Here is a 23,790-nt window from a genome sequence, read left to right on the forward strand (position 1 = left end):
TACACGAGAGATAGCTTACAGATTCGCTTCGGCAGGAAAAACAGGGGTTGGAGCAGAAATGAAGGTAACACAATCTTGTGAAAATTCTTAGGAAAATCAGGTGACTTTATGGAATCGATACCTCTCTTACAACCGTCGTTCTCTCGCCGCCGCAAGCGCCGAGTTACGCCGCTGCGTGTCGGGATTGCGGTGCTTGTGCTGGTGCTGCTTGCCGTTCCGGGATTGAGCGGGTATGTGTGCTACTCGTTGACGCACCCGGCGAAAAAAGCGGTGGAGATCAACCCGCAGATGATGGGGCTTACGTATCAAGACATTGAATTTGCGTCGACGGACGGAACGAAACTGCGCGGCTGGTTTTTGCCCGCCGGGACGAATGACAAGCTCGTGATTATGGCGCATGGGTACACGGGAAATCGCGTGGGAGATAAGCCTGCGATGCCGTCTGCAAAAGCGCTGGTGCAGCACGGGATTTCCGTGCTGATGTTCGACTTCCGCAATTCCGGGATGTCGGACGGGAGCATGACCACTGTCGGGGCTGAGGAAAAAAATGACCTGCTCTCCGCCCTGAAGTTTGCAGAGTCGAAAGGATACGGCTCGCACGGGATCGGGTTCATGGGGTATTCGATGGGAGCTGCCACTTCTCTTGTCGCGGCGGCGGATGCTCCGGAAGTCAAAGCCGTGGTGGCGGATTCGCCGTTTGCCGACTTGACGAGCTACCTGCACGAGAACCTGCCGTTCTGGTCGCATCTGCCGGATTGGCCGTTTACGTCGCTGATCCTCTGGGAGATTCCGCTGGTGACCGGGCATGAGACGTCGGAAGTGAGCGCTGTGAAGGACGCGGAGAAATTGCGGGATCGGCCGATTTTGTTTATTCACGGGCAGAGGGATAAGGCGATTAACGAGAGCAACAGCGAGAAGGTGATCGACGCGATTCACAGCGGGAAGACCGAGCTTTGGTCGATTCCGGCGGCGGATCACGTCGGGACGTTTGAGCTGGAGCCGGTGGAGTATTTGGATCGGGTGACTGCGTTTTTTGAGAGGAATTTGTAGATTGGGTTGGATGAGTAGGAAAAAGGCATTCCGTTGTGTGGCGGAGTGCCTTTATTGTGTGTGCCTGCGGGGTTCGTGCAGGGTGTTTTTTTTGTATCCATCGTGTTAGTCAATCACGTAGACGTCCACGTCTTGGCGTCCGAACTGGACGGCGTCGGTGTAGCTGTTTTTGTAGAGATCGACGCGGGCGGACTTGATGTTGCCGCCTGTATCCCCTGCGATGCCGTAGCCGTAGCCGGGGATGTACAGATGCGACCCGAGCGGAATCTGGTTCGGATCGACGGCGACGAGTCCTTCCCGCGCTTGCAGCCCGATGGAGGACAGATTGCCGCTGTAGGTGTACGCCGTCGCTACAGCGCCCTGTTTATTGAAGAACGGCAAATTGCCACGGGAGACCGGAACGAGATTCGCGCCCTTGGGACGCGGAACCAGCGAGCGGGAGAGGAACGACACGACTTCCTCGCGCGTGGCGATGTCTTGCGGTTTCAGCTCGTTGGCGCTCCTGCCGGACAACATGCCCTGCTGGATCGCGTAGGCGAGCGGTTTGACCGCCCAGGAACTGATCGAACCCCGGTCGGCGAAATTGTTGATCGCCTCACTGTACGCCGCATAGCTCATCTTGCGGGCGACTTCGGAATCGCGGCCGAGAGCGCTGACGGTCATCTTGACCATCTCTTCGCGTGTGAGTTGATCGTCGGGTTGGAAGAGGCCGTTGCCCTTCCCACTCGTGACGCCCAGCCGATAGGATGCTTCCGCGTAAGGCGCAAACCATTCTCCCCGCTGGACGTCACGAAACGTGCCTTCATAGTTGTCCGCCGAAGGGGCGGGAATTGCTTTGGCTTTTAGAAGCAAAGTGGCAAACTCAGCGCGGGTGATTGGAGCGGTCGGGCGGAAATAACCGTTTCCATCACCGCCGACGATGCCGCGGTTGTACAGATCGAGGATTTGCGACTGGGCAAACGAGTTCTGGATGTCGCGGAACGGAAAGGATGTTGCCGCTTCGGCCGGAGTGGCATAGGCCGTCAAACAGATGGCGACGGTGGCAGCTGACAGGCAGAGTTGAACGTACTTTCTCATTACAGACCTCCTAAAACGAGTTGCGCGTGGTACAAGGAAAGTATTCGGAAGGTTGTCCCTTTTTACGGGGGCTGTACGATTGTGTATAATGAGTAAGAGTCTAACATACGAAAGGCAGGTACTACATATGAAAAAAGCAATCATCGAGCTGGAAAAAGGCGGCACCATGGAATTTGAAATGTTCGACGAGCACGCTCCGGGCACCGTTGAGAACTTCGAGAAGCTCGCAAACGACGGCTTCTACGACGGCCTCACCTTCCACCGCGTCATCCCGGGCTTCGTCGCTCAAGGCGGCTGCCCGCACGGCACCGGCACCGGCGGCCCGGGCTACACCATCAAGTGCGAAGTGAAGAACAACCCGAACCAACACAAGCGCGGCGCGCTGTCGATGGCTCATGCGGGTCGTGATACTGGTGGTTCGCAGTTCTTTATCGTGCATGATCGCCAGTCTACCGCTCATCTGGACGGGAACCACACCGTGTTTGGGCAGATCCTGTCGGGGGAAGAGTTTATCGATGGGATTAAGCAAGGGGATAAGATGAAGAGCGTGAAGGTTGTAGAGGCGTAAACATTCGTCTACTCCTCTAGAGCACAGTGACTCTAAAGTGCATTGGACAATGTCCGATGCACTTTTTTACATGGCTAGTATCAAAAATAGTTCTAGTGATTATTTAGTCTAACTCTAGCAACACTCTATATCACTATGCTATTTTGTGATAAAATGAGGACAAATAGTCCTAGAGGTGATCCTAATATGAAAGAGATACACGAATACATACGTGAAAAACGTATGAAATTAGGTTTGACACAAAAGGAATTTGCCGATGCCTTGGGTCTTGGCAAATATGGAGACAGAACCCTGCGAAGATGGGAGAACGGAGAAAGTAAGCCTTCGAAATTAGAAGTGCAGTCTATTCGATCATTTCCAGATGAGCCTCCGTTCCCTAATCGTGATCTTAGTGAATCAAAGTTTACTACTATAGATTTATTCGCGGGAATTGGAGGGATCCGTTTAGCCTTCCATCGACTAGGTGGGCATACTGTTTTCTCATCTGAATGGGATAAGTTTTCTCAGAAAACTTACCGAGTTAATTTCGGAGAAATCCCCCACGGGGATATCACTCAAATTCACGAAAGAGATGTCCCTGACCATGATATATTGTTAGCGGGTTTCCCTTGCCAACCGTTTTCTCAAGCAGGATTAAAAAAAGGTTTTGAAGATACGCGAGGTACATTATTTTTTGACATAGCAAGGATCATTTCAGAAAAACGCCCGAAAGCATTTCTGCTCGAAAACGTTAAGCAATTAAGGGGCCATGACAAAGGTAACACTTTGCGAGTTATCAAGGAATCATTAAAAGACCTCCAATATACAGTTCATGTTGAAGTGCTCAGAGCAGCAGATTTTGGTGTTCCGCAGAATAGGGAAAGGATCTTTATCGTAGGCTTCAATAATGATTTCGGAGGTGTACTTACTCCCTTTAAATTTCCTAAGCCAAATCACAAACCCACTCGTGTTGGTGACATTCTTGAAGATTTTGTTGACGAAAAATATACAATTTCAGATGCTCTTTACCAAGGCCATCTCAGACGCAAAGAGGAACACAAGCAAAAAGGAAATGGATTTGGTTTTTCATTATTCAACCGAGAAAGTCCATACACAAACACTCTTAGTGCTAGATATTATAAGGACGGTAGTGAAATCCTTATTGAACAAGAGGGCGGTCAAAATCCAAGAAAACTAACACCTCGCGAATGTGCCAGACTTCAGGGATTTCCTGATGACTTTATTATTCCTGTTTCGGATACTCAAGCTTATCGGCAATTCGGCAATTCGGTCTCTATTCCAGTAATCGAGGCAATTGCCCAGGAAATGATATCGGCTATGAAGGTATCGAAAATGATAGATGATTCAAAGGATCGTAAACAAAACGAAATCCCAGTGTATGCTTAAAATCAAAAAAGAAGCGACCCATCTAGTCGGGTCGCTTCTTTTTTGATTTAAACATGTTCATATGTTCATCCCACATACATCTTTCAGCACTGGTTATTCCCTCATTCTGTGATCTTTCTCGATAGTCGTTGTATTTCTCCAAGAACTGTTCATCACTATAAACACGTCGCTTTTTCCGGTTCCAATATTCCATGATATCTAATAAATCTTCAATTAGATTCCTAAGCCCAAGAACTCTTTGATTTTGCTTATACTTTGTTTCCTTTATCCAATCTCTTACTACAATTCTAACATTATGTTCGTACAGACTGTCTATGATCTCATTAGAGATTTGCTCATCTAAGGTGATCAAATACATCATGTGCGCTCCAGTTCGACTTCGTTCTTCTGGAACCTCTTGCCATCTTTCTCTTAATGAAGTTTTCATAGATATCAACGCACATTTGTGCTTTTCCAAGTGATATTCTAGCACTCCGGGTACAACAGAATCAACAATTTTACTTAATCCTTGCTCCTCGAACTTCTTTTGTCCAATATAACCTTGAGGATCAAATCGTATCCCAGACATTAAAAACAGCTTATGCACGGTGTGCTCGAATTCTTTCCCAGCTCTTGATCGTCTAGAGTTCGTATTACTCTTTCCCAATTCAATTATGTGCTCATCATACTCAGAGAGAAGTACGCTAACTTTCTCCAAGAAAGTATCTTTATCACGGATATCAATTTTATCTTCGAGATTCCGAGATTCGGACAACAAGTCCTCCATTACAAAGACATTGAACACCTTTTCTGTTTCTCTGAGATTAGTCCATAACTCTTTACGCATTCCTTCAAGAAAATCAGTAGGGGTATTTAAAAAGTAGCTTTTAGGTTTTTGATCATACCCTGAGTTTGAAAAAACCATGTCCACCATCTTTTGAGTGTCGACAAAATACTTATCCCTTGTTTGTTTTATATGCTTTTTAAACTTTGCCAATTCCATAATGAACACACACCTTTATTAAACTATCAAACAACAAGAAAGTAATCAACATATCATTCATTCAAAGTGATTAGCTCATTCAATTTACTCCGGATATCTACCAATAGACCCCGTTTAGAATACTCGGACAAGGCAATATATAGATTCAAACTTACAGCCTCTATTCTGCCCAAATCCGGCCTTCCCTTTATCTCCGAGTTCCCGTTGTATTCAAATAGTTTATCACTAAAAGTTGGGAAAATCAAAACGTTCCTGTATGAGTTTTCTACAGCCGACAAAGAATAGGCATAAAAATACTGCTTAACTAAGTCATGCCAACCAGGCAAGTTTCGTTCCGTCTCGTAGTATTTTGCATCAAGCACAAACAGAACTCCATCATGACGATAAAGGATATCTGGAATTTGGCGTAATTTCTTTCCGGTGTTTTTTCCCTTCCAGTTCCAAATAGGTTCAGGTATATATTTCTTCAATTTAGTATATTCGTTCTCAAATAAGTACCCGCAAATATGCTCCCATACATTATGGAAGAAAGGAGTAGCTAATGTTTCAATCTTATTCGAGTTCTCTTCTTCGTTCGAACCAAGTAAGAAACTCCTGAGCATTTGGATCAATTTTATTTCCCGATCTATGTTCGTTGCAGATAACTCAGTCTTAAGAATAGCATCGATGATATTATCATCATACGAAACAGCAATTGAATCCATATCAAACCCATCTAACTCTGGTCCCCATAGCCACCCATAATATTTAATACATTTTTGAATAGCAAGATTATGAATAAGCTTAAGTCTATTTAATTTATCACTGTTAGTCTTCCGTACCAAATACTCTAAATAGTAAGGCTTATTCCTTACTATATACGGGTCGACAGACCTAGTGGTAGCTGCCCAATCAATGTTTGGGCCTGTTCCGACCTTTTTTATTCTTGTCTCACGATTTATCAAACCATAAGTGGTAAAATCCCTTAGTAACCATAACGCTGCCCCGAGTCCTTCTCTTTCCCCAAAGCCACCGCCAAACAGCAACTCATTTTCCTCATAATCCAAATTGTGTTCCTCTCTATATCGAAGAAGTGTGATTGCGAGGTTTTTCACATGCTGGACTATGACCGAATCATTCTCTGGAATCTTGTACCCTTTCGGGAAAACCACTAACAGTTTTTTAGAGCTGACGATAATGCCCGTAAACAAAAATGTGATTGACTTTTCGACTTTCTTACATAAACCTCTTTCAAAAAGGTTTTTGAGGTCAAACTGCTCCTTTTTTACTAGGTCAATATCATATCTACGCTGCTCAATAAAATAACTGATCGTGGGACTCACGCTACTACCTCCAACGTCGCTCAAACTTTATTCTTCAACTTTTTCCGTTTCTTTAGAATTTCTAATTACCCTCGGGATGATTTCAATAGAAGGTATAATGTTCTCGCCGTTATAATAATTCTCAACCAACTCAGCGAACGTATTTACATTCCCGAAGAATTCTCTTCGATGATATCGAACAACATCATCCCACAAATAGATCAATAGTTTAGATGCAATAGAATCTGGGTTCGAAGGCTCTCCGATCTTCAAGAAGTATGGCCCGATATGTTTATCCTCGTTTATTCCCAATCTACCTAACTTGTCATTTATACTTCTGACAAAGTACTCCCAAGTGAATTCTCGTCCTGAGTACTGGACAATTTCATTTCTGTGTGGAACCGAGGAATCAAACTTAATAGGCATATACCTAAATTTCCATCTTCTTTTAAAAGCAGAGTCCAAAACGAATACACCCTGATCCGCGCTGTTCATAGTAGCAGAGATACTTAAATTAGACGGAATATATACTTCTGGAACCCCCAAATATCTCAATAAATGCTCGTCCGTGTTTATTCTATATTCGCTCTCGCCACTCGCCTTTCTGTCTAACAATTGGAAGAGGTCTCCAAAAACCGAAGCTGCATTCGCTCGATTAATTTCTTCAATTATTAGAAGATGCATTTCTTGTTTTTTTTCCAAAGCATTTCGAAGTATCTTGGCAAAGGGTCCGGGAGTAAATCGATAGTCAATTAGCGGTTCACCGTTAGCACCTTCTGAAATGATTCCATCTGCACCTCGATAAACAGGAACTGGCTTATAAGTACCGACAAAATCGTAATAGGTGTATTCAGGATGAAAAGTAACACGAAGAATATTATTATTATTTATAGAATTGTCATTTTCCAATAAGAAACTCTTCCCAGTACCCGGAGCACCATAAACAATTAAATTACTACCCCCAATAGCTCTTTGCTCCGGAGGAGCGCTTTTAGGTTGTTCCTGGTCCCCCTCTATAGTCCCTTCTAAAACTAAAGATTCCAATTTATCGATAAGTACCATGGATTCAGATAATAAGGTCGAGTTTTCAACGTATAATTTTGCAATCTCTGCAATGTATGTTTGTGTAACAGCCACTACTCCAAGAAGACTTAAAACCGGTGAAACAAAGTAATCTTGTCTTTCGATTGTTTTAGAGCCGTTCCACCAGTTATAATCGGTTAGGAATTTCCACAAATATCGAGCATCATCTTCATTTTCAGATAAATACTCATTTATCATTTTTCTCAACTCATCTCCACTAACCTTCCCATCCTTTAGGCCTTTGACAACAGTATCCCATAAATAAGAACGATTAATACTTTTATTTATAATCACCTCTAATAGTTTTTTATATTTCTCCAACTCCACAACATATTCAGTCAAGTATGCTGCTAGAATAAACCAATGATTAGGTAGATATATCTTTTTATCCCCAGAACTCCTTGTAAGGATCGCAGTGTACTCGAAAAATTGAATAGTGTCACCACCAAGGCAGTTAGAAAAGGTCCTTTTAAAGCTATCAGTAAGTTTAATGTCCCCAAATATTTTTGCCCGATTTAATTCAATTCGGCAATTTGATGCCAATACACCTAGATCTTTTAACATAAAATTTCCCCCTTGTGTGTTCTTGGAATGCTGATTGAGTTTCCTATCAAGTTTTCTGAAATTCCACTACTATGTATTGATAATTCTACACAGGAATTATAAAAGTGTCATCCAGTGAATTCATATGTTCCTCCCAAAGTGGAGACTTTCTAAAAGTCATACAGCAAGATTCTCATCTCTAATCATCTTTTCTAAATGATTTATACAAAAAAACCTAAGCACGATTGGAAAGAGCCTAGGTTTACATCCATTTGATCAATCTCATTAATCTACTATGAAGGCGACATCCACTTCCATCCAGCTACATCTTCCTCAGCTCCAGGCTCCCTGATTTGAGATCTGCTACTATTACTTGATGTTCTTGGTGTCAAAACCTTTAACTAATCCCTGATATTTCAAATACATTATAATATAGCTCACTTTTTCAAGAGCATACTCAAAATCTAACTTGAGAGAGTGTTCCCATATCCGAACTATGTTCCAGTCCATCCTCGAATAATATTCGGATACCTCTTGGTCTCTTAATCTATTTCTCATTATCTTGTTCTCCCAAAACTCCCGATTCGTATTTGGAATCCGACAATGCAACTTACACCCATGCCAGAAACAAGAGTCAATGAAAATAACCAGCTTATACTTCTTGATCGCAATATCAGGTTTTCCATACAGACTTTTGACATTCCGGCGAAACCTGATTCCTTTGTGCCACAAAGCCTTGGAAAATCGGTTTTCCAATTTTGTATTCGTGGATCGTATAGCACTCATGTTTCTGCTTCTGACTTCTTTAGATAAGTTATCAGCCATAGAGTGACACCCTTCTTTTTATATACGTTCTTTATAGAATGTCCAGATTTAGTTCCTCTACATCATTACAAAACCACCTCCCACCTCTCTTTTTCCTTCCTCCCAGTCATCCACATCTCTTTCATCGTCCTCAGCGCACTCTGGCAATCATGATTCACATCATACCAACAAGCCAACTCGTGCATCGTCTCTTCGTACTCCACCTGGCACTCCGTCAGCTTAAAACAATCCGTAGCCTGCCGCAGATACTTCTCAGCAACGGCTTGCTGCCCGCGTACCTTGGCAATACCAGCCAATGTTCTCGCAACCCAAGCCTGATACACATGCACCGTCGGCAACAACACCCTCGCGCTCTGACATGCTTCTTCCGCGAGATCCAGCCTACCGCTCGCGAGATATGTCCGTCCAAGCTCCGTCATTGCCACACCAGCATCTTCCTCACGCTTCATTCCGCGAAACTCCTCCGCCGCTTTCTGCAACCCCTCAACTGCCTTGTCGTAGTTCCCTTTTTCCCGCTGAATCACGGCGAGCCGCAATTCGAGCACAACTTTCTCCTCGCGATCATTCACAGCCTCATAACACCACGTCGCCCTCTGGGCAAAGTCTGCCGCTTGCTCGTACTCTCCGTCCTCATGCGAAGACTTGGCGAGCTTCATATAAAGCGCCCCCAGCCCCTGCAAATCCTCCCGCTCTTCAAAAAGCGGCACAGCCCGTTGCAACGTGGCGACGGCCTGCTTCAAACCGCCCGCTTTTTGCTGTACCTCGCCGAGCGCCAGCAACAACGAGCACTGCAAATGCACGTCCCGAATCTCATACGCCTCCAACTGAGCCAGCCCTTTGGACAGGTAATGCTCCGCGATCTGATACCGTTTCCGCTTCAACTCCACCTGCCCGAGCATATGCAACACGCGAACGGCCATCACCGGGCTGCCTTGGTTGGAGTTGGCGTAATCGAGGAGCAACTGGAACGTCTCTTCCGCTTCTTGCAACTGGTGAAGTTGCAGAAGACAGAACCCGTAGTCATAGCGAATCATGAAAAAATCCAATTTCCCGTTGTTCCGCTCAATCACGTTCTTGATCAAAGGCAAAGCGGCCGCGTATTCACCGGACGCGAGGATGCCTTTCGCCAGCTTGTACTCGCTGACGAGCACCATGTTCATCTCTAAGTTACCAATCAACTCGTCCACCGGGATCTCCAGCTTTTCCGCCAGCTTGGTCAAGATGTGGTACGAGGGCCTCGCTTTATCTCCCTCCACCTGCGAAAGCATGGACGGCGTGCAGATGCCCTCGGCAAGCTGGGTTTGGGTAAGTCCTTTTTTCATGCGTAAAATGCGCAGGCGTTGACCGAATGTTTCCATGTGACAGCTCCTTTTCGATTGTCTCATAGAAACAACAATAAACCGATAAGGAGTTCATTAGAACAAACGCATTCCAAATAAGTTGCCACCTTCTATACCTGCAACTACAATTATTAAGTTATTCTCTCTCCTTCCTCAAACAGCAAAAATCCCCTCATGCTTAACGACGAGGGGATTCAATCACTTATTATTAGAAACTGTGCGGAGCAATAAAACAGCTAGAAGGTTCCGGTGGACGTGTTTCTGCGCTTTTCACAACCTTAGAACCACTCATAAGGAAACCAAGCGCAGCAACCGCCAGAAGTCCTGCAACCCATGTCTTTTTCATTAGAATCCCACCTCTTCTAAGAATTCGCTTTTGGTGTTCGAAAAAATTCTTACCTTCTCATAGTAGCTCAAAGCCATTTCAGCATTCCCTTTTAACGCGTAAAACTCAAGCAAACATTTTGATGCAAAATATCGAATTTGGACGTTGGCGCTTCCATCTTGCACCAGTCGATCTGCGAACGATGGATCGTCAAAAGCAACGGTCTTCATGATCTGCAATTTGCCCCAATAGAGCGGATAGTCTTTAGCCATGTTTTCATGGGTTTGGATCACGCTTCTTGCCGACTCAAACTCACGGAGTTTCAGAAGAGTTTTCACGTAGTCTTTCACCACATGTACGAGAATGTCCTCAAATCCCTCTGCATACTTCATCGCTTGCTCAAGCGCATTTGCAGAAGCTCGATAATCACCCGTCTCAAATTCAAAATGCGCGACGTTGATATAGGCCGTTCCGATTTGTTTGCTGTTCTCTGTCCGCTGAAAATACTCCAACGAGCGATAGGCGTACTCTCGTGCAAGTTTGATCTCTCCACGCATCTCCTGTATCCTCATACGCGTGTAGGCGATCATACCCAATGCTTTGAAATTCGTTGCCGCAACCCTTTCCACATGTTGCAACATCTCTTCTGCACCGCTGAATTCCTTGCGAATGCAATACGAGATCATCAAGTTTTCCGTAATCGGATGCAACAGGGTGGTATCTTCAAACTTTTCATACACCGATTTCGCCAATTCCAAAGCTTGCAACCAAGTCTGGTGCGCATCGTCGTACTTCTGTTTTAAAAACTGAACTCGTCCGAGGTTTTTCAAACTATAGGCACGTTCCGTAGCGCCTTGTGCGAGACGAACCAATTCGAAAGCGATACTCTCCGCTCGTTCGATCATCACTTTCGTTCGTGCCTTCCCCTTCAAAAACGCCTGCAACTCCTGCTCTTGCTTCACCGTGTCCAACTGCTTCAAGCGCACGACCGTCATCCCTAATCCTTCCGCGATTTTTGTAAGCATCGCGGGGGCGATCGGGCGTTCGCCGTTGGTCATGAGCCGGAGATACTCACGGCTGATTCCCAAGCGAGCGGCAAAGGCGCGAATCGTAAAGGCGTCGCCCTTCTCGCTCATGATTTCGAGTATCCGTCGAACCAAGGGAATTCGGTTCAAGTCGGTCTCGATCAGATGCTCGACCGTTGACATCGAATACTAGACCTCCGTTTTAGTTTATATGCACATAACGTAAGATTATTATAAAAATAACAACTTCATAATTATAATCATTCCGATCTAATTTGCCTATATGATTCAGACAACTTCTGATACAAACTGATACTTCTATTTATAACATAAATAACTCTAATGCAACCAACCTTTTTCCCACTCCCCCCTACCCAACCCCGCCTAAAGTTGATAGAGTAGTCTCAAAACCATACACATATACTACCTGTGGATAACTCACCTTGGAGATGATACAGATGAAAACCGCATTGCTCGCGGGCGCTACGGGCCTCGTTGGAGGGCAGTTGCTTCAAGAACTCCTGCACCATCCGGAGTACGGCGAGGTCATCGCGTTCGTCCGTCGCCCGCTGTACGTGCAACACCCGAAACTCAAGCAAGTCACCGTCGACTACGACAACCCCGCGTCTTATGCCGACCCAATCCAGACCGCCCACGACATCTTCTGCTGCCTCGGCACCACCATCAAAACCGCCGGGTCGCAGGACGCGTTCCGCCAAGTCGACTACACCTACCCGCTCCAACTCGCACAACTTGCCCTCGGCTCCCCGAACCTGCAAAAATTCCTGATCATCACCGCCCTCGGCTCCAACCCTGCCTCGAAGATCTTCTACAACCGGGTCAAGGGCGAAGTGGAACGCGATCTGCAAGCCTTGGCGTTGCCCTCCCTGCATATCTTCCGTCCGTCGTTGCTCCTCGGCGACCGGCAGGAATTCCGGCTCGGCGAACGAGTCGGCTCCGTGTTCTCCCGCGCCCTCGCCTTTGCGACGCCGAAAAAATACCGCCCCATCCAAGCCCTCACCGTCGCCCGCGCCATGCTGCGAGTCGCCCAAGAAGGCCCGTCCCAAGGAGCACACGTCTACGAATCCGACCAACTCCAAACCCTCGGACGCTGAAATGCTGAAAAAAGCCGGTTCCCTCACACACGAGGAAACCGGCTTTCACCACCATGCCCACTTCTTCACCACAAGGCACGTAGACGTATGCTTTTTTCCCAAACCCTACCCGTTCGCCTGCACGCCGCCCGCCACTCCAGACGCGGCAGAACGCCCGTTGCTTTTTTTCTTCCCGGCCGTGCCCACCAGAAGCGAGCCGACCACCGGAATCCGGCTGATCAACATCGTCGCCACCAGCGACAGCGCGACACAGGCGATCACCGCGACGACCATCTTCCAGACCGGGTACAGCCCCGGTATCCACTTCTGCACCTGATAATACAGCTTGTCCAAGAAAAACACATGCAACAGATACGTCCCGTACGAATACTTCCCGAGCAGGTTCGAAACCCGGGTCACGACGTTCTCCCGCCAACTCAGCCGCACCGCCGCTTGATACAGCAGCACGAACGCCGACAGGGTAAACAGGATCATCGACGCCTTGAACGAATGCGAAATCCCCAGATCGATCTGCCCGCCGTGGATACTCTTGGTCAGCTCCAGCGTCACCCAGCAAAGCGTCACGCCGAACACCATCAAGTTCCAGCGCTGGACTTTCTCCACCCATGCCCGCCATTTCGTCACAGACATCGCCGCGACGCCGCCGAGCACGAAGTACAAGCTCCACACCGGGAACGTGCGATCCAGATGGTTCAACACCCCGCGCACGCCGAACACGTCCGACGTCCACACGCCGCTGTGCCCGATCAACGCTTGCGTGCCCCAGATGAACAGCGCCGTCAACACGACGAGCAACGCAACCACAGCCCGCTCCCGCTTGAAATACGGCTGCACTCTCCGAAACACCGCCCGAAACAGCGGGTACAACAGATAAAACTGAAAAATCATCGCGACAAACCACAGATGATACGCCCCCGACCCGCTCAGAAACACGCTCGGGAACTCGCGCCACGAATGAGCCGCATGGTCCGCGCCCCAGAAGTAGTAGTAATACACCGTAAACGCCAGATACGGCACCACCACCTCACGCACGCGCTTCACCAGATACGAGCCCGTCCGCAACTCTTCGTAATAGTTATAGAAAATCACCAGTCCCGTCAAAAACACAAACATCGGCACCGCAAACTTCACCAGATTGAACAGCACCGCCATCACAGACAGGTCGTCCGCCGTCACGCCCTCCGCGCGGGAAAACATCCCGATGGCATGCTGCACGACCACCCCGACAAACGCCATCGCCCGCAGGTGCGGAACTTCCTGCAACCGTACTCTCGTCTCCATATTCACGCTCCGTGAGTAAATTCTGCACAAATCGACAATTCAACTTCCTCAGTGTACTTCCATTCCCCACCCGCTTCAATACCCAATCCCAATCCGCCAAACACCACTCCCCACAAAAAACGCCCAGCCCCGAACCGCGAACCAGGCTCGCGGCCGACACGCCTACGAATGGTTTATGACGAAAAAGAGAGGAAGCTCTCGGCTCCCTCTCTTCTTCTCCGTCAACGCGATCCCCGGACGACTTTCCCCAAGTACCACGTGTAGGTAAACACTTTATACGAACTTTTCGGCGCGGCGATGTAATACTGAAGCAGCAGTTTGCGCTCGTTGTAGATGCCGACTTCGATCGGTTTCTTGCTTCCGGTGCCGTAGCGGTTGTTGAAGTTGATGAACAGCAAGTTGCACTCGCTGTCATTCTTCGCCTCGCCTTCGACCATCCGTCCGTTCTCTTCGTCCTCGCGGTCTTCGAACACACAGCGCACCGTCAGTTTGCCGTCCCCGTCGTCAAGCGCAAATTCGAGCGTCTCGTTCTCAAACACCATGACGCTTCCGCTGTCCAGCACTTGGTACTCTCCGACTTTCACTTTCAAATCCATCACCGCGCACAACCCCCTGGCAAGCTATCAGTTTCTAGTTGATAGAGTCTATGGCGCCGGGGGGGTTTTTATGCAGATCCAGCGGGATTCGTTTTTTCTTCTTGCCGGTGGAGCCGACGATCAGCGCACCGAGGAACGGGATCTTGGAGATCGCCGCCGTCACCAGCACCGCCAGCACCGTCGTCAAGAGAATCGCCGCCACCGCTTTCCACGTGTTGTTCAGCAAAGCGATCGGCTTCACCCACTTGTACACGATGTCGAGCAGGAACGCATGCGCCAAGAACGTGCCGTAGGAATACTTCCCGATCAGATCCGACGCTTTCGTCAGCCAGTTGGTTTTCTCGCTGAATCGACGAGCCCACTGGTAGAGCAGCACGAACGAGGAGAGCGTGAACAAGATCATCGACGTCTTAAACGAGTTCGAGATCCCGATCCACAGCGCGACGTCCTTCGGCGGTTTCGCGCCCGGCACGATCCCCGTCGCCAACTGGTACGTCACCCAGCCGAGCGTCACGGCGAACACGAGCGTGTTCCAGCCTTGCACTTTCTCCATCCAAGCCCGCCATTTGCCGATCGACATCGCCGCGATGCCGCCGATCACGAAGTAGAGAGTCCAGACCGGGAACGTGCGGTCGAGGTATTTGAGCACCCCGCGAATCCCCCAGACGTTCGAGGTCCACTCCCCGCTGTGCCCGATGATCTTCACGGTGCCGTAGATGAACACGACGATCAGCAGTCCCAGAACCGGAATCACGACGCGCTCCGACTTCATCACCGGCTGCAACGCTTTGAAGAGCAGCCGGAAGATCGGATAGAGCAAGTAAAACTGGAAGATCATCGCGACAAACCACAGATGATAATAACCCGATCCGGTCAGCAAGACGCTGAGAAACTCATGCCACGAGTGGCCCGCCGCGTCATACGCCCAATAGAAGTAATAAAAAACCGACCAGATCACATACGGCACGATGATCTCCCGCACACGTTTGTACAGGTAGGAACCGACGCTCAATTGCTCATAATAGTTATAGAAAATCACAAGTCCCGTAATAAAAACGAACATCGGCACCGCAAACTTCGCCAAGTTGAACAGCACCGACAGCACGACCAAATCGGAGAGGTTGATCCCCGGCGTGCGCGTGAGCATCCCGATTCCGTGCTGCGTGACGACGGCGAGAAACGCGATCGACCGCAGATGCCCGATTTCTGTAAGCCTGACTTTTTTCTCCATGAAGTTCCCCCTGGCTTGAGCTGAGCTTGTCCAAGGTTTATCGTATCTTGTTTTTCGACATAGTTCAACAAAAAGTCACATTTAGATTACCCGGACTCCCTTTGGGGGAAAATACCACTGCTTGGAAGCAACCTCTCTGCAAGGGAGCATCTCCGTATGAGAATGACTGGCCGTCGCCTGAAAGCGTACCTCAACCCTTACACCGTCAACCCAATTCATCCCCGCAACCCGTGGATTTCCCTCTGGTGGTCGGCGTCGTTCCCCGGCTTGGGGCACATGGCGCTCTGCCGCTATGTCAAAGGGGTGATTCTCATGTTGTGGGAGCTGTTTATCAACGTGCACGCACACTTGAATGATGCCGTCCTCTATTCGTTAACCGGACAGTATGCGCTGGCGAAACAGGTGCTCGACCCGCGGTGGTTCGGTTTTTTGCTCGACTGGATGGTGGTTCGTCCGCGCCGCAAGAACCACCGCAAAAGCGCGATCACGACCGAGTTGTTCCTGCTGGTCCACTTCCAAGCACACCTTGAAGACAAAGTCCGGCAAACCCTCTGGAGCAACTCGGCGCTGGGGCTTGCCAAACTCGACCGCCCGACTCCGGAAAAAAGAGCCTGAGACGCGAGACGTCCGGCTCTTTTTTGTGCTACTCTAAAGCTATTCTCAAGAAAATCGGAGGAATCAGCATGAGTCAACAACTGCGTCTTGCTCTCTTGCAGATGGACATTGCGTTCGGTCAACCGGAGGCAAACCGCGCCAAAGTCCGCGAGTGGGTCGCCGAAGCCGCTCGCGGGGGAGCCGAGTGGGTCGTTCTGCCGGAGATGTGGAACACCGGCTACTCGCTGACCAACATCACCGAAATCGCCGACCGTGACGGGCAAGAAACGATCGCGCTGATGAGCGAACTCGCCCGCACGCACAACCTGCACATCCACGCGGGTTCTGTCGCCAACCTCGTGGACGGCAAAGTCTACAACTCCACGTTCGTGTTCAATCCGCAGGGCGACGTGATCGGCACGTACTCCAAGATTCACCTCTTTCGCTTGATGGACGAGGAGAAATACCTCGAAGCGGGCAACGAGATCGGGCTGTTTGAATGGAACGGCGTGCAGGTCGGCACGATGATTTGCTACGACCTTCGCTTCCCGGAGTTGACCCGCACGATGTCGCTCGCGGGCGCACAGATCGTCTTCCTCCCCGCCGAGTGGCCGCATCCGCGCTTGAACCACTGGCGGCACTTGCAAATCGCCCGCGCCATCGAGAACCAGATGTTCTTCGTCTCGACGAACCGCGTCGGCACCGCCGGCGAGACCGAGTTCTTCGGGCACTCGATGGTCATCGACCCGTGGGGCGAAGTGCTCGTCGAGGGCGACGAGACGGAGCAAATTCTCTACGCCACCGTCGATTTGGGAATCGTGCCGGAAATCCGCAGCCGCATCCCGATCTTTGAAGACCGCCGTTCGGAATTGTACACCCAAAAATAGCCGCTTGTACCTGTCGAAGTCCGGCTTGTTTGCATCTCTTATCGTGTGGGAGTTCACAAAACCTCTCTCACAAAAGGAGGGTTTTGCATGTACGGTACTTTCGGCGGTTACACCCGTTGGGCGGTTGTGTTCTTGATCATCTTCGTTCTGTTCATCCTGCTCGTTCCCTACTGCGGCGGCACCTACTAATCCGGTCTGCGGATCGCGGCCGCGCAAAAAAGCCTTCCGTCTCCTGAGCGGAAGGTTTTTTTGTGTGTGAGCAAGATGTCGTCCTGGTTTGGGGTCTCTCTCTACAGGAGATTATGCCATTCCTTATTCGCCGCGATGAAGGAGTAGCAGTCCGGGCAAAGTTGCCCGGCGCTGTCGATATAGTTCTTGCGTTCGTACGACGGAGTTTCTTCCGTCACGTCGGTTTCCGCATGACAAAGCGCGCAACATTCCAGTTTCGGTGCCATGGTTTCCATCCCCTCCTGTATCTCTATTGGTTTTGATTATACGCAAGGGCTTCCGGCAATACAAGCGGAATTTTCTAAACATTTCGTGAATATCATGAATCTTCACCAAACTTCTCCACGGACGAAATCAGCTGCCTCACACGTGCCAAGAAGTAGCATGTGCTTCCATCCCCGCTCTTATGCAAAAAAAAAGGCCGCGTCACGACGACGCGGCAATGGACAGATAAAAAGGGGTTAGGGTGAAACTACCAAAAGCAATGAACTGGTCAGTGGCTGGCACTGTATGTGATCGCCGCGTTCAGGCGTCGCGGCGGAATCACGTGAGGGGAAGTGGGCTTCCTTGATACCTATACTACTCCGCAATTGTGGCACAATTGTGGGAAACCGGGGGCAACTCTGTAAAAAACTGCCCCTGACACAAATGTGTCAAAAAAGCCGCGTCCCCATGAGGGCGCGGCTTCGCTGTTAGAGATCTTGCAATAGCTGTTCGGCGGTGCTCAAGCCCTGTCCGATGCAGTCCGGGATTCCGAGCCCGTAGTAGCCGGAACCGGCGAAGTACACGCCCGGCAGTTCCTTGCGCGACGCCTCGACGAATTCCTTGACGCGGTCGAGGTGGCCGACCGTGTATTGCGGCATCGCTTTGCGCCAGCGGGTGATGCGGGTGAACAGCGGCTGTGCGTCGACGCGCATCGTGTCGTAGAGATCCTTGCGAACTTTCTCGATGATGTCGTTGTCCGACTTGTCGACGATCTGCTCGTCTCCGGCGCGGCCGACGTAGAAACGCATCAACGTCTTGCCCTTCTCCGCCGTGTGCAACCACTTGTTCGACGTCAGCGTGCAAGCGGTGATCGTGCGGCCTTCCTTGCGCGGGACGACGAAGCCCGCCGAGCCGTCGACGAGGTCCGGGTCGACAGCTCCCTTGCCAAACGCCATGACGACGTTGGCGACGGAAACGTACGGAAGTTGCGTCAGGTAGGCTTTCTGCTTGAACTGCTCCGGCAGCACGCGGGCGCAGTCGTAGGTCGGAGCGGTCAGAACGACCGCATCGGCAGACAGCGTCTCGCCGGTTTCCACGGTGACGGAATAGGGCGCGGCGTTCTCGCCCTCTGCCTTCTCCACTTTGCGCACGGCGACTCCGGTGCGAATCTCCACGCCGTTTTGCTCCAGCACGTACTCCAGACGCTCGATCAGACGGTAGAGCCCGCTGCGGAAGGAGAGGAACACGGAATTCGGGATCGGACGCGCGCCAAGCTCCGGATTCGGGGGCGTTTTTTGCTCCGCTTTGGCTTGGGCGGCTTGGGCGAGCATGCCTTTGATCAGCGAGCCGTACTTCTGCTCCAGCCCTTCCAAGTGCGGGAACGTCGAGCGCAAACTCAAGTTGCGCAGATCGCCCGCGTAGATGCCCGCCAAGAGCGGCTCCGCGAGGTAATCGACGACTTCCTTGCCCAAGCGGCGTTCGAGGAACAAGCCGATCGATTGGTCCCCTTTGACTTCCGCTTTCGGCTTGACGAGATCCAGACCGGCGCGGATCTTGCCTCGCCACGAGAGCAGGCCCGTGGTGGCAAACGGCACGAATTGCGTCGGGACGCCGACGTTCATGCCCGCCGGGATGCGGTGGAGTTTTTTGCGGTGCAAGATATAGGTTTTGCGCGAGGACGGGTTCTGGCCGACCAGTTCGTCGTCGATGCCGAGCTCCCGAATCAAGTTCAACGCCGCCACTTTGCGGGCGAGAAACGAATCGGGGCCGCGCTCCATCGTGAAGCCGTCGATGCGCTCCGTCTGCACTTTGCCGCCGAGTTTGTCGTCCGCTTCAAACAGCGTGACTTTGACGCTCTTGCCGGCGGCGCGGGCTTTGGTGTCGATGTAATACGCCGTCGCAAGGCCGGTGATGCCTCCGCCGACGACGATGACTCTCTTCTCTTCCATGCTGATCAGTCCTTATCTGCTTGTTCGAGGACGGCAGTGGCAACGGCGCGCAGAAATTCCTCTTCGTCGTTCGGCGAAGCGGCCCGCACCAGTTGGATGCCGAGCTCGTCTGCCAGTTGCTTCGCTTCGATGTCGACGTCATAGAGCACTTCGAGGTGATCGGAGACGAACCCGAACGGGCAGATCACAAGCGACTTCACGCCCTGTGCCGCCTGTTCGCGGATCACGTCGAGGATGTCCGGGCCAAGCCACGGTTCCGGCGTGCGGCCTGCCGATTGCCAACCGGTAAACCAGTTCGCGTGCCCGATCGATTCCGCGACGGCGCGCGCCGACTCTTCGATCTGCTGCGGGTACGGATCGCCCATCTGGGTGATGCGCGCCGGGAGCGAGTGCGCGGTGAACACAACCGGCGTCTGTTCGCGCAACTCCGCCGGAATCTCGTCGAGCGCCGCTTGCACGCGGCGGGCGGTCGAGGCGAGGAACAGCGGCTGCAAGTGCCAGTCCTTCACATAGGAAATCTTCGCCGGGCCGCCCCACTTCTCGCGGGCTTTCTCGGCGTATTCGATGTAGCTTCCCACGCTCATCGCAGAGTAATGCGGCGCCCAGACGACGCCGATCGCTTCGGTGATCCCGTCGTCGTGCATTTGCTTGACCGTTTCTTCTATATAAGGATGCCAATGCTTCATCCCGATGTAGACGCGGTATTCGGCGTTCGGTTCGAGCTCCGTGAGCATCTGTTCCAAGCCAACCACTTGGCGGCCGGTGATCTCGTTGAGCGGAGAGAGCCCGCCGATCGCGTCATAGCGGGCGATCAGGTCGTGAAGCTGTTGCGGCTCCGGCGGACGGCCGCGGCGGATGTGCGTGTAGTAAGGCAGCACTTCCTCAACGGCGGTCGGGGTTCCGTACGCCATCGAGAGGATGCCGATGACTTTTTTCCGGCTCATCGTTCGCTCAGCCTCCGTTTGCTGTAGTCATGGATGAATTGGGTCAAGTGCGTAACCGCCGCTTCCGGCACGTCCGGGAACAGACCGTGGCCGAGGTTGAACACGAAGCCCGGCTGTTTCAGCCCTTGGTCGATGATCTTCGCCGCTTCCGCTTCCAGCACGTCATACGGTGCCAGCAGGTAGACCGGGTCGAGGTTGCCTTGCAGGGCGAATTTGTCGCCGACGATGGAGCGCGCATGGTCGAGCGAGACGCGCCAGTCGACGCCGACCACTTCGATGTCGAGTTCCGTCCATTGGTCGAGCAAGTGCGACGTGTTGGCCCCGAAGTAGATCTTCGGTGCGTTCAGGTCTTTGAGTTCGGAGAAGATGCGCTTCATGGTCGGGAACACGTAGCGGCGGTAGTCGTCATGGGAGAGCGCGCCGATCCACGAGTCGAAGATTTGAATCGCCGAGCAGCCGTGAGCGACTTGCGCTTTCATATAGGTGATGATCATGTCGCCGAGCTTGTCCATCAGCGCTTGCCAGAGCTTCGGTTCGGAGTACATCATTTTTTTCGTTTTGTGGTATTCGCGGGACGGGCCGCCTTCGACCATGTAGGACGCAAGCGTAAACGGCGCGCCGGCAAAGCCGATCAGCGGGACGTTCAGTTCGTTTTTCAAGATGCGGATCGTCTCCAGCGTCGCCGGGAGGTCGTTCTCCGGCTCCAGCGGGCGCAGCGCTTGCACGTCGGCGAGCGAGCGGATCGGGTTGTCGATCACCGGGCCGATGCCCGCGACGATGTCGACGTTGACGCCGAGCGGTTTGACCGGCACCATGATGTCCGAATAGAGAATCGCGGCGTCGACGTTGTGCTGGCGAACCGGCGAGAGCGTGACTTCCGCGCAGAGATCGGGGATTTCGCAGATTTGCATCAGCGAGTATTTTTCCTTGATTTTGCGGTAGTCCGCTTGGTAGCGGCCCGCTTGGCGCATGTACCATACCGGCACATGATCGATCGACTCCTTGCGAATCGAGCGTAAGAACGTATCGTTAAAGGTCATGAAGGTCACCATTTTTCGTTATGTATTTACTTTCCATGCACATTCTACCCTAACGAGTCTGTGAATTCAAATGAAGGAATTGTGTCGCGATCCGAAAAAAAACAGCCCCAACCCGTTGCCGGGAGGGGCGTTTTTGAAGTCTGGTTCCAATTAGAAGCGCTCGACGACGCACTTCGCTTGGGTGAATTGCAGCAGGTAGTCGTAGCCGCCTGCTTTGGAGTCGGTGCCGGACATGTTGAATCCGCCGAACGGTTGGACGCCTACGAGCGCGCCGGTGATCTTGCGGTTGAAGTACAGGTTGCCGACGTGGAATTTCTCGCGGGCTTTCTTCAAGTTGAAGCGGTCGTTGGAGAACACGCCGCCGGTCAGACCGAATTCGGTGCCGTTGGCGATCGCCAGCGCGTCGTCGAAGTCTTCCGCCTTGATGATCGCGAGGACCGGGCCGAAGATTTCTTCTTGCGCGATGCGCGCGTTGCGGTCAACGTCGGCGATGACGGTCGGCTGGATGAAGAAGCCGTTGCCTTCCGCTTTGCCGCCGCCTGCGAGCAGTCGGCCTTCGCCTTTGCCGATTTCGATGTACTTGAGGATCGAGTTGTACGCCGATTCGTCCACGACCGGGCCGAGGTTGACGCCTTCGATGTGGGACGGGCCGACGGTGAGTTTCCGGGTCAGTTCCGCGACGTGGTTGACCACTTCGTCATAGATTTCCGCATGCACGATCGCACGGGACGCAGCCGAGCACTTCTGGCCGGAGAAGCCGAACGCCGAAGTGACGATCGCTTGTGCCGCTTCGAGGGCGTTTACACCCTTGTCCACGACGAGAGCGTCCTTGCCGCCCATCTCGGCGACGACGCGCTTGAGCCAGATCTGGCCCTTCTGCACTTTCGCCGCGCGTTCGTAGATGCGAATGCCGACTTCCTTGGAACCGGTGAAGGAGATGAAACGGGTCTTCGGATGGTCGACGAGGTAGTCGCCGATCACGGAGCCGGAGCCGTTGCAGAAGTTGACAACGCCGCCCGGAAGACCTGCTTCTTCGAGCAGTTCCACAAATTTCGCCGCGATGACCGGAGTCGGGGTCGCCGGCTTCAAGACGACGGTGTTGCCCGCCACGATCGCAGCGGTGGTCATGCCGACCATGATCGCCAGCGGGAAGTTCCACGGCGGGATGACGATGCCCACGCCCAGCGGCAGGTAGACGAGTTCGTTGTCTTCGCCTGCGATGCGGGTGAGGTTTTGGTCTTCGGAGAGGCGAACCATCTCGCGCGCGTAGAATTCCATGAAGTCGATCGCTTCTGCGGTGTCCGCGTCTGCTTCCGCCCAGTTCTTGCCGGCTTCGTAGACGAGCCACGCGCTGAATTCGTACTTGCGGCGGCGCATGATCGCAGCCGCTTTGAGCAGGATGCGGGCGCGTTCCTTCGGCTCGACGTCTTGCCACCATTCGAAGGTGGCGAGAGCAGACTGCATCGCTTGTTCCGCGAGGTCTTGGTCAGCTTTGGAGACGACCCCGATCACTTGGTCCTTGTTGGAGGGGTTGATGGAAGTCGATTTGTCGGCAGTGGTGATTTTCTCGCCGCCGATGACGAGCGGATATTCGCGTCCGAGTTCTGCTTCCACTTTTTTCAGAGCGGAGAGCATCTTCTCACGGATGTCAGGTTGGGTAAAGTCCATGAACGGCTCATTGCGGTAAACGTCTACAGCCACTGTAGTACCCCCAATAGTATGTATTCTGGTTGATTCCAGAATTAATTGTAGCGAAGTTCTATAGGCGAAGCAAGTAGACGGGCATCACAAGATGCCCGTCTGAGGGAGACACTTTTACCAGAAAAACGGCGGTACACCGTACGGAACCGGCGGGAGCGGACGGATCACCGGGAACGGGCCGTAAAACGGCGGGCGGATGATCGGCCCCGGGAAGAAGCGCAGTTCATATTCGATCTCGTCGCCGCTGTTGGTTTTGGCGCGGAAACTGCGCGGGTAGGGGAATTGCTGCGGCATCGGAACTTCATAATAGGATGGGTAGTGCGCGGGTTCGAGCGGGAGTTGCCATTGTTGCGGGACGATCGTTTGTTCTTGCGTCATGGCGAATTCGGCATCGATGTCGTTGCGGTACGCGTACGGATTCCAATAGTTTTGCGACATGGGAGAGCTCCTTTCAGTTCGTAGAGTCACCATACTCTATGTGGCAAGAGCCCGCTCTGCGCAAAACGTGAGGAAAA

Annotated in this window: 22 protein-coding genes; 6 read left to right on the plus strand and 16 right to left on the minus strand. The window is 51.5% G+C overall.

Annotated elements, in window-relative coordinates:
* The first annotated feature begins 108 nt into the window (after window positions 1-108).
* Window positions 109-1,050: an alpha/beta hydrolase gene (locus tag EL26_RS00660; RefSeq protein ID WP_052035818.1), complete on the plus strand. Its 942-nt coding sequence runs from the start codon at window positions 109-111 to the stop codon at window positions 1,048-1,050.
* Between the two features lie 105 nt (window positions 1,051-1,155).
* On the opposite strand, the gene EL26_RS00665 is transcribed toward EL26_RS00660, so the two are convergent.
* The gene (locus tag EL26_RS00665) at window positions 1,156-2,127 is read right to left on the minus strand and encodes an S-layer homology domain-containing protein (protein WP_038083334.1); all 972 of its coding nucleotides are present in this window, start codon (window positions 2,125-2,127) and stop codon (window positions 1,156-1,158) included.
* Between the two features lie 127 nt (window positions 2,128-2,254).
* On the opposite strand from EL26_RS00665, the gene EL26_RS00670 reads away from it, so the two are divergent.
* Window positions 2,255-2,695 carry a peptidylprolyl isomerase gene (locus EL26_RS00670; RefSeq protein ID WP_038083335.1) on the plus strand — a complete coding sequence of 147 codons (441 nt, stop codon included), beginning with the start codon at window positions 2,255-2,257 and terminating at the stop codon, window positions 2,693-2,695.
* Between the two features lie 186 nt (window positions 2,696-2,881).
* Entirely contained in the window at window positions 2,882-4,081 is a 1,200-nt protein-coding gene (gene dcm / locus EL26_RS00675) for a DNA cytosine methyltransferase (protein WP_052035819.1), read from the plus strand.
* Window positions 4,082-4,103: 22 nt separating this feature from the next.
* Here the strand turns inward: dcm and EL26_RS00680 are convergent, their stop codons facing one another.
* From EL26_RS00680 to EL26_RS00705, 6 genes are all read right to left on the minus strand, one after another.
* Window positions 4,104-5,063 carry a type II restriction endonuclease gene (locus EL26_RS00680; protein WP_052035820.1) on the minus strand — a complete coding sequence of 320 codons (960 nt, stop codon included), beginning with the start codon at window positions 5,061-5,063 and terminating at the stop codon, window positions 4,104-4,106.
* A 53-nt stretch (window positions 5,064-5,116) separates the two neighbouring features.
* The gene (locus tag EL26_RS00685; RefSeq protein ID WP_038083337.1) at window positions 5,117-6,385 is read right to left on the minus strand and encodes an LlaJI family restriction endonuclease; all 1,269 of its coding nucleotides are present in this window, start codon (window positions 6,383-6,385) and stop codon (window positions 5,117-5,119) included.
* Window positions 6,386-6,412: 27 nt separating this feature from the next.
* Window positions 6,413-8,011 carry an AAA family ATPase gene (locus EL26_RS23220; RefSeq protein ID WP_052035821.1) on the minus strand — a complete coding sequence of 533 codons (1,599 nt, stop codon included), beginning with the start codon at window positions 8,009-8,011 and terminating at the stop codon, window positions 6,413-6,415.
* A 348-nt stretch (window positions 8,012-8,359) separates the two neighbouring features.
* Complete coding sequence (locus EL26_RS00695; RefSeq protein ID WP_038083339.1) at window positions 8,360-8,815, minus strand: very short patch repair endonuclease; 456 nt, start codon at window positions 8,813-8,815, stop codon at window positions 8,360-8,362.
* A 65-nt stretch (window positions 8,816-8,880) separates the two neighbouring features.
* A complete protein-coding gene (locus tag EL26_RS00700) occupies window positions 8,881-10,173 on the minus strand; it encodes a helix-turn-helix domain-containing protein (protein ID WP_038083340.1) in 1,293 nt (430 codons plus the stop codon).
* Window positions 10,174-10,500: 327 nt separating this feature from the next.
* On the minus strand, window positions 10,501-11,688 hold the full coding sequence (locus EL26_RS00705; protein WP_038083343.1) for a helix-turn-helix domain-containing protein: 1,188 nt from the start codon (window positions 11,686-11,688) through the stop codon (window positions 10,501-10,503).
* Between the two features lie 275 nt (window positions 11,689-11,963).
* On the opposite strand from EL26_RS00705, the gene EL26_RS00710 reads away from it, so the two are divergent.
* Window positions 11,964-12,620 (plus strand): oxidoreductase, encoded by a 657-nt coding sequence (locus tag EL26_RS00710; RefSeq protein ID WP_238546025.1) that lies wholly within the window; start codon window positions 11,964-11,966, stop codon window positions 12,618-12,620.
* A gap of 105 nt (window positions 12,621-12,725) precedes the next feature.
* On the opposite strand, the gene EL26_RS00715 is transcribed toward EL26_RS00710, so the two are convergent.
* The 3 genes from EL26_RS00715 to EL26_RS23225 form a co-directional block, all read right to left on the minus strand.
* Window positions 12,726-13,901, minus strand: coding sequence for an acyltransferase (locus EL26_RS00715; RefSeq protein WP_081856882.1), 1,176 nt, complete (start codon window positions 13,899-13,901; stop codon window positions 12,726-12,728).
* Window positions 13,902-14,122: 221 nt separating this feature from the next.
* Window positions 14,123-14,497, minus strand: a complete 375-nt coding sequence (locus tag EL26_RS00720; protein ID WP_038083351.1) for a DUF6864 domain-containing function — start codon at window positions 14,495-14,497, stop codon at window positions 14,123-14,125.
* A 34-nt stretch (window positions 14,498-14,531) separates the two neighbouring features.
* Window positions 14,532-15,728, minus strand: coding sequence for an acyltransferase (locus EL26_RS23225; protein WP_052035822.1), 1,197 nt, complete (start codon window positions 15,726-15,728; stop codon window positions 14,532-14,534).
* Between the two features lie 156 nt (window positions 15,729-15,884).
* On the opposite strand from EL26_RS23225, the gene EL26_RS23230 reads away from it, so the two are divergent.
* Together EL26_RS23230 and EL26_RS00735 are read left to right on the plus strand one after the other, a co-directional pair.
* A complete protein-coding gene (locus tag EL26_RS23230) occupies window positions 15,885-16,343 on the plus strand; it encodes a hypothetical protein (RefSeq protein ID WP_052035823.1) in 459 nt (152 codons plus the stop codon).
* A gap of 68 nt (window positions 16,344-16,411) precedes the next feature.
* A complete protein-coding gene (locus EL26_RS00735) occupies window positions 16,412-17,209 on the plus strand; it encodes a carbon-nitrogen family hydrolase (RefSeq protein WP_038083354.1) in 798 nt (265 codons plus the stop codon).
* 290 nt (window positions 17,210-17,499) lie between these two features.
* On the opposite strand, the gene EL26_RS25220 is transcribed toward EL26_RS00735, so the two are convergent.
* The 6 genes from EL26_RS25220 to EL26_RS00760 all read right to left on the minus strand — a co-directional run bounded on the left by EL26_RS25220 (window position 17,500) and on the right by EL26_RS00760 (window position 23,713).
* On the minus strand, window positions 17,500-17,664 hold the full coding sequence (locus tag EL26_RS25220) for a hypothetical protein (protein ID WP_161780631.1): 165 nt from the start codon (window positions 17,662-17,664) through the stop codon (window positions 17,500-17,502).
* Window positions 17,665-18,129: 465 nt separating this feature from the next.
* Window positions 18,130-19,590, minus strand: coding sequence for a protoporphyrinogen oxidase (gene hemG / locus EL26_RS00740; protein WP_038083355.1), 1,461 nt, complete (start codon window positions 19,588-19,590; stop codon window positions 18,130-18,132).
* 5 nt (window positions 19,591-19,595) lie between these two features.
* Window positions 19,596-20,534 (minus strand): ferrochelatase, encoded by a 939-nt coding sequence (hemH, locus tag EL26_RS00745; RefSeq protein WP_038083359.1) that lies wholly within the window; start codon window positions 20,532-20,534, stop codon window positions 19,596-19,598.
* Window positions 20,531-21,574, minus strand: coding sequence for a uroporphyrinogen decarboxylase (hemE, locus tag EL26_RS00750; protein ID WP_038083362.1), 1,044 nt, complete (start codon window positions 21,572-21,574; stop codon window positions 20,531-20,533). Before hemE ends, hemH begins: the two co-directional genes overlap by 4 nt.
* A gap of 150 nt (window positions 21,575-21,724) precedes the next feature.
* Window positions 21,725-23,242, minus strand: coding sequence for an L-glutamate gamma-semialdehyde dehydrogenase (gene pruA, locus EL26_RS00755; RefSeq protein WP_238546030.1), 1,518 nt, complete (start codon window positions 23,240-23,242; stop codon window positions 21,725-21,727).
* Between the two features lie 147 nt (window positions 23,243-23,389).
* A complete protein-coding gene (locus EL26_RS00760; RefSeq protein WP_038083367.1) occupies window positions 23,390-23,713 on the minus strand; it encodes a hypothetical protein in 324 nt (107 codons plus the stop codon).
* Window positions 23,714-23,790 lie beyond the last annotated feature (77 nt).

Source organism: Tumebacillus flagellatus, assembly GCF_000714935.1.
Lineage (GTDB): Bacteria > Bacillota > Bacilli > Tumebacillales > Tumebacillaceae > Tumebacillus > Tumebacillus flagellatus.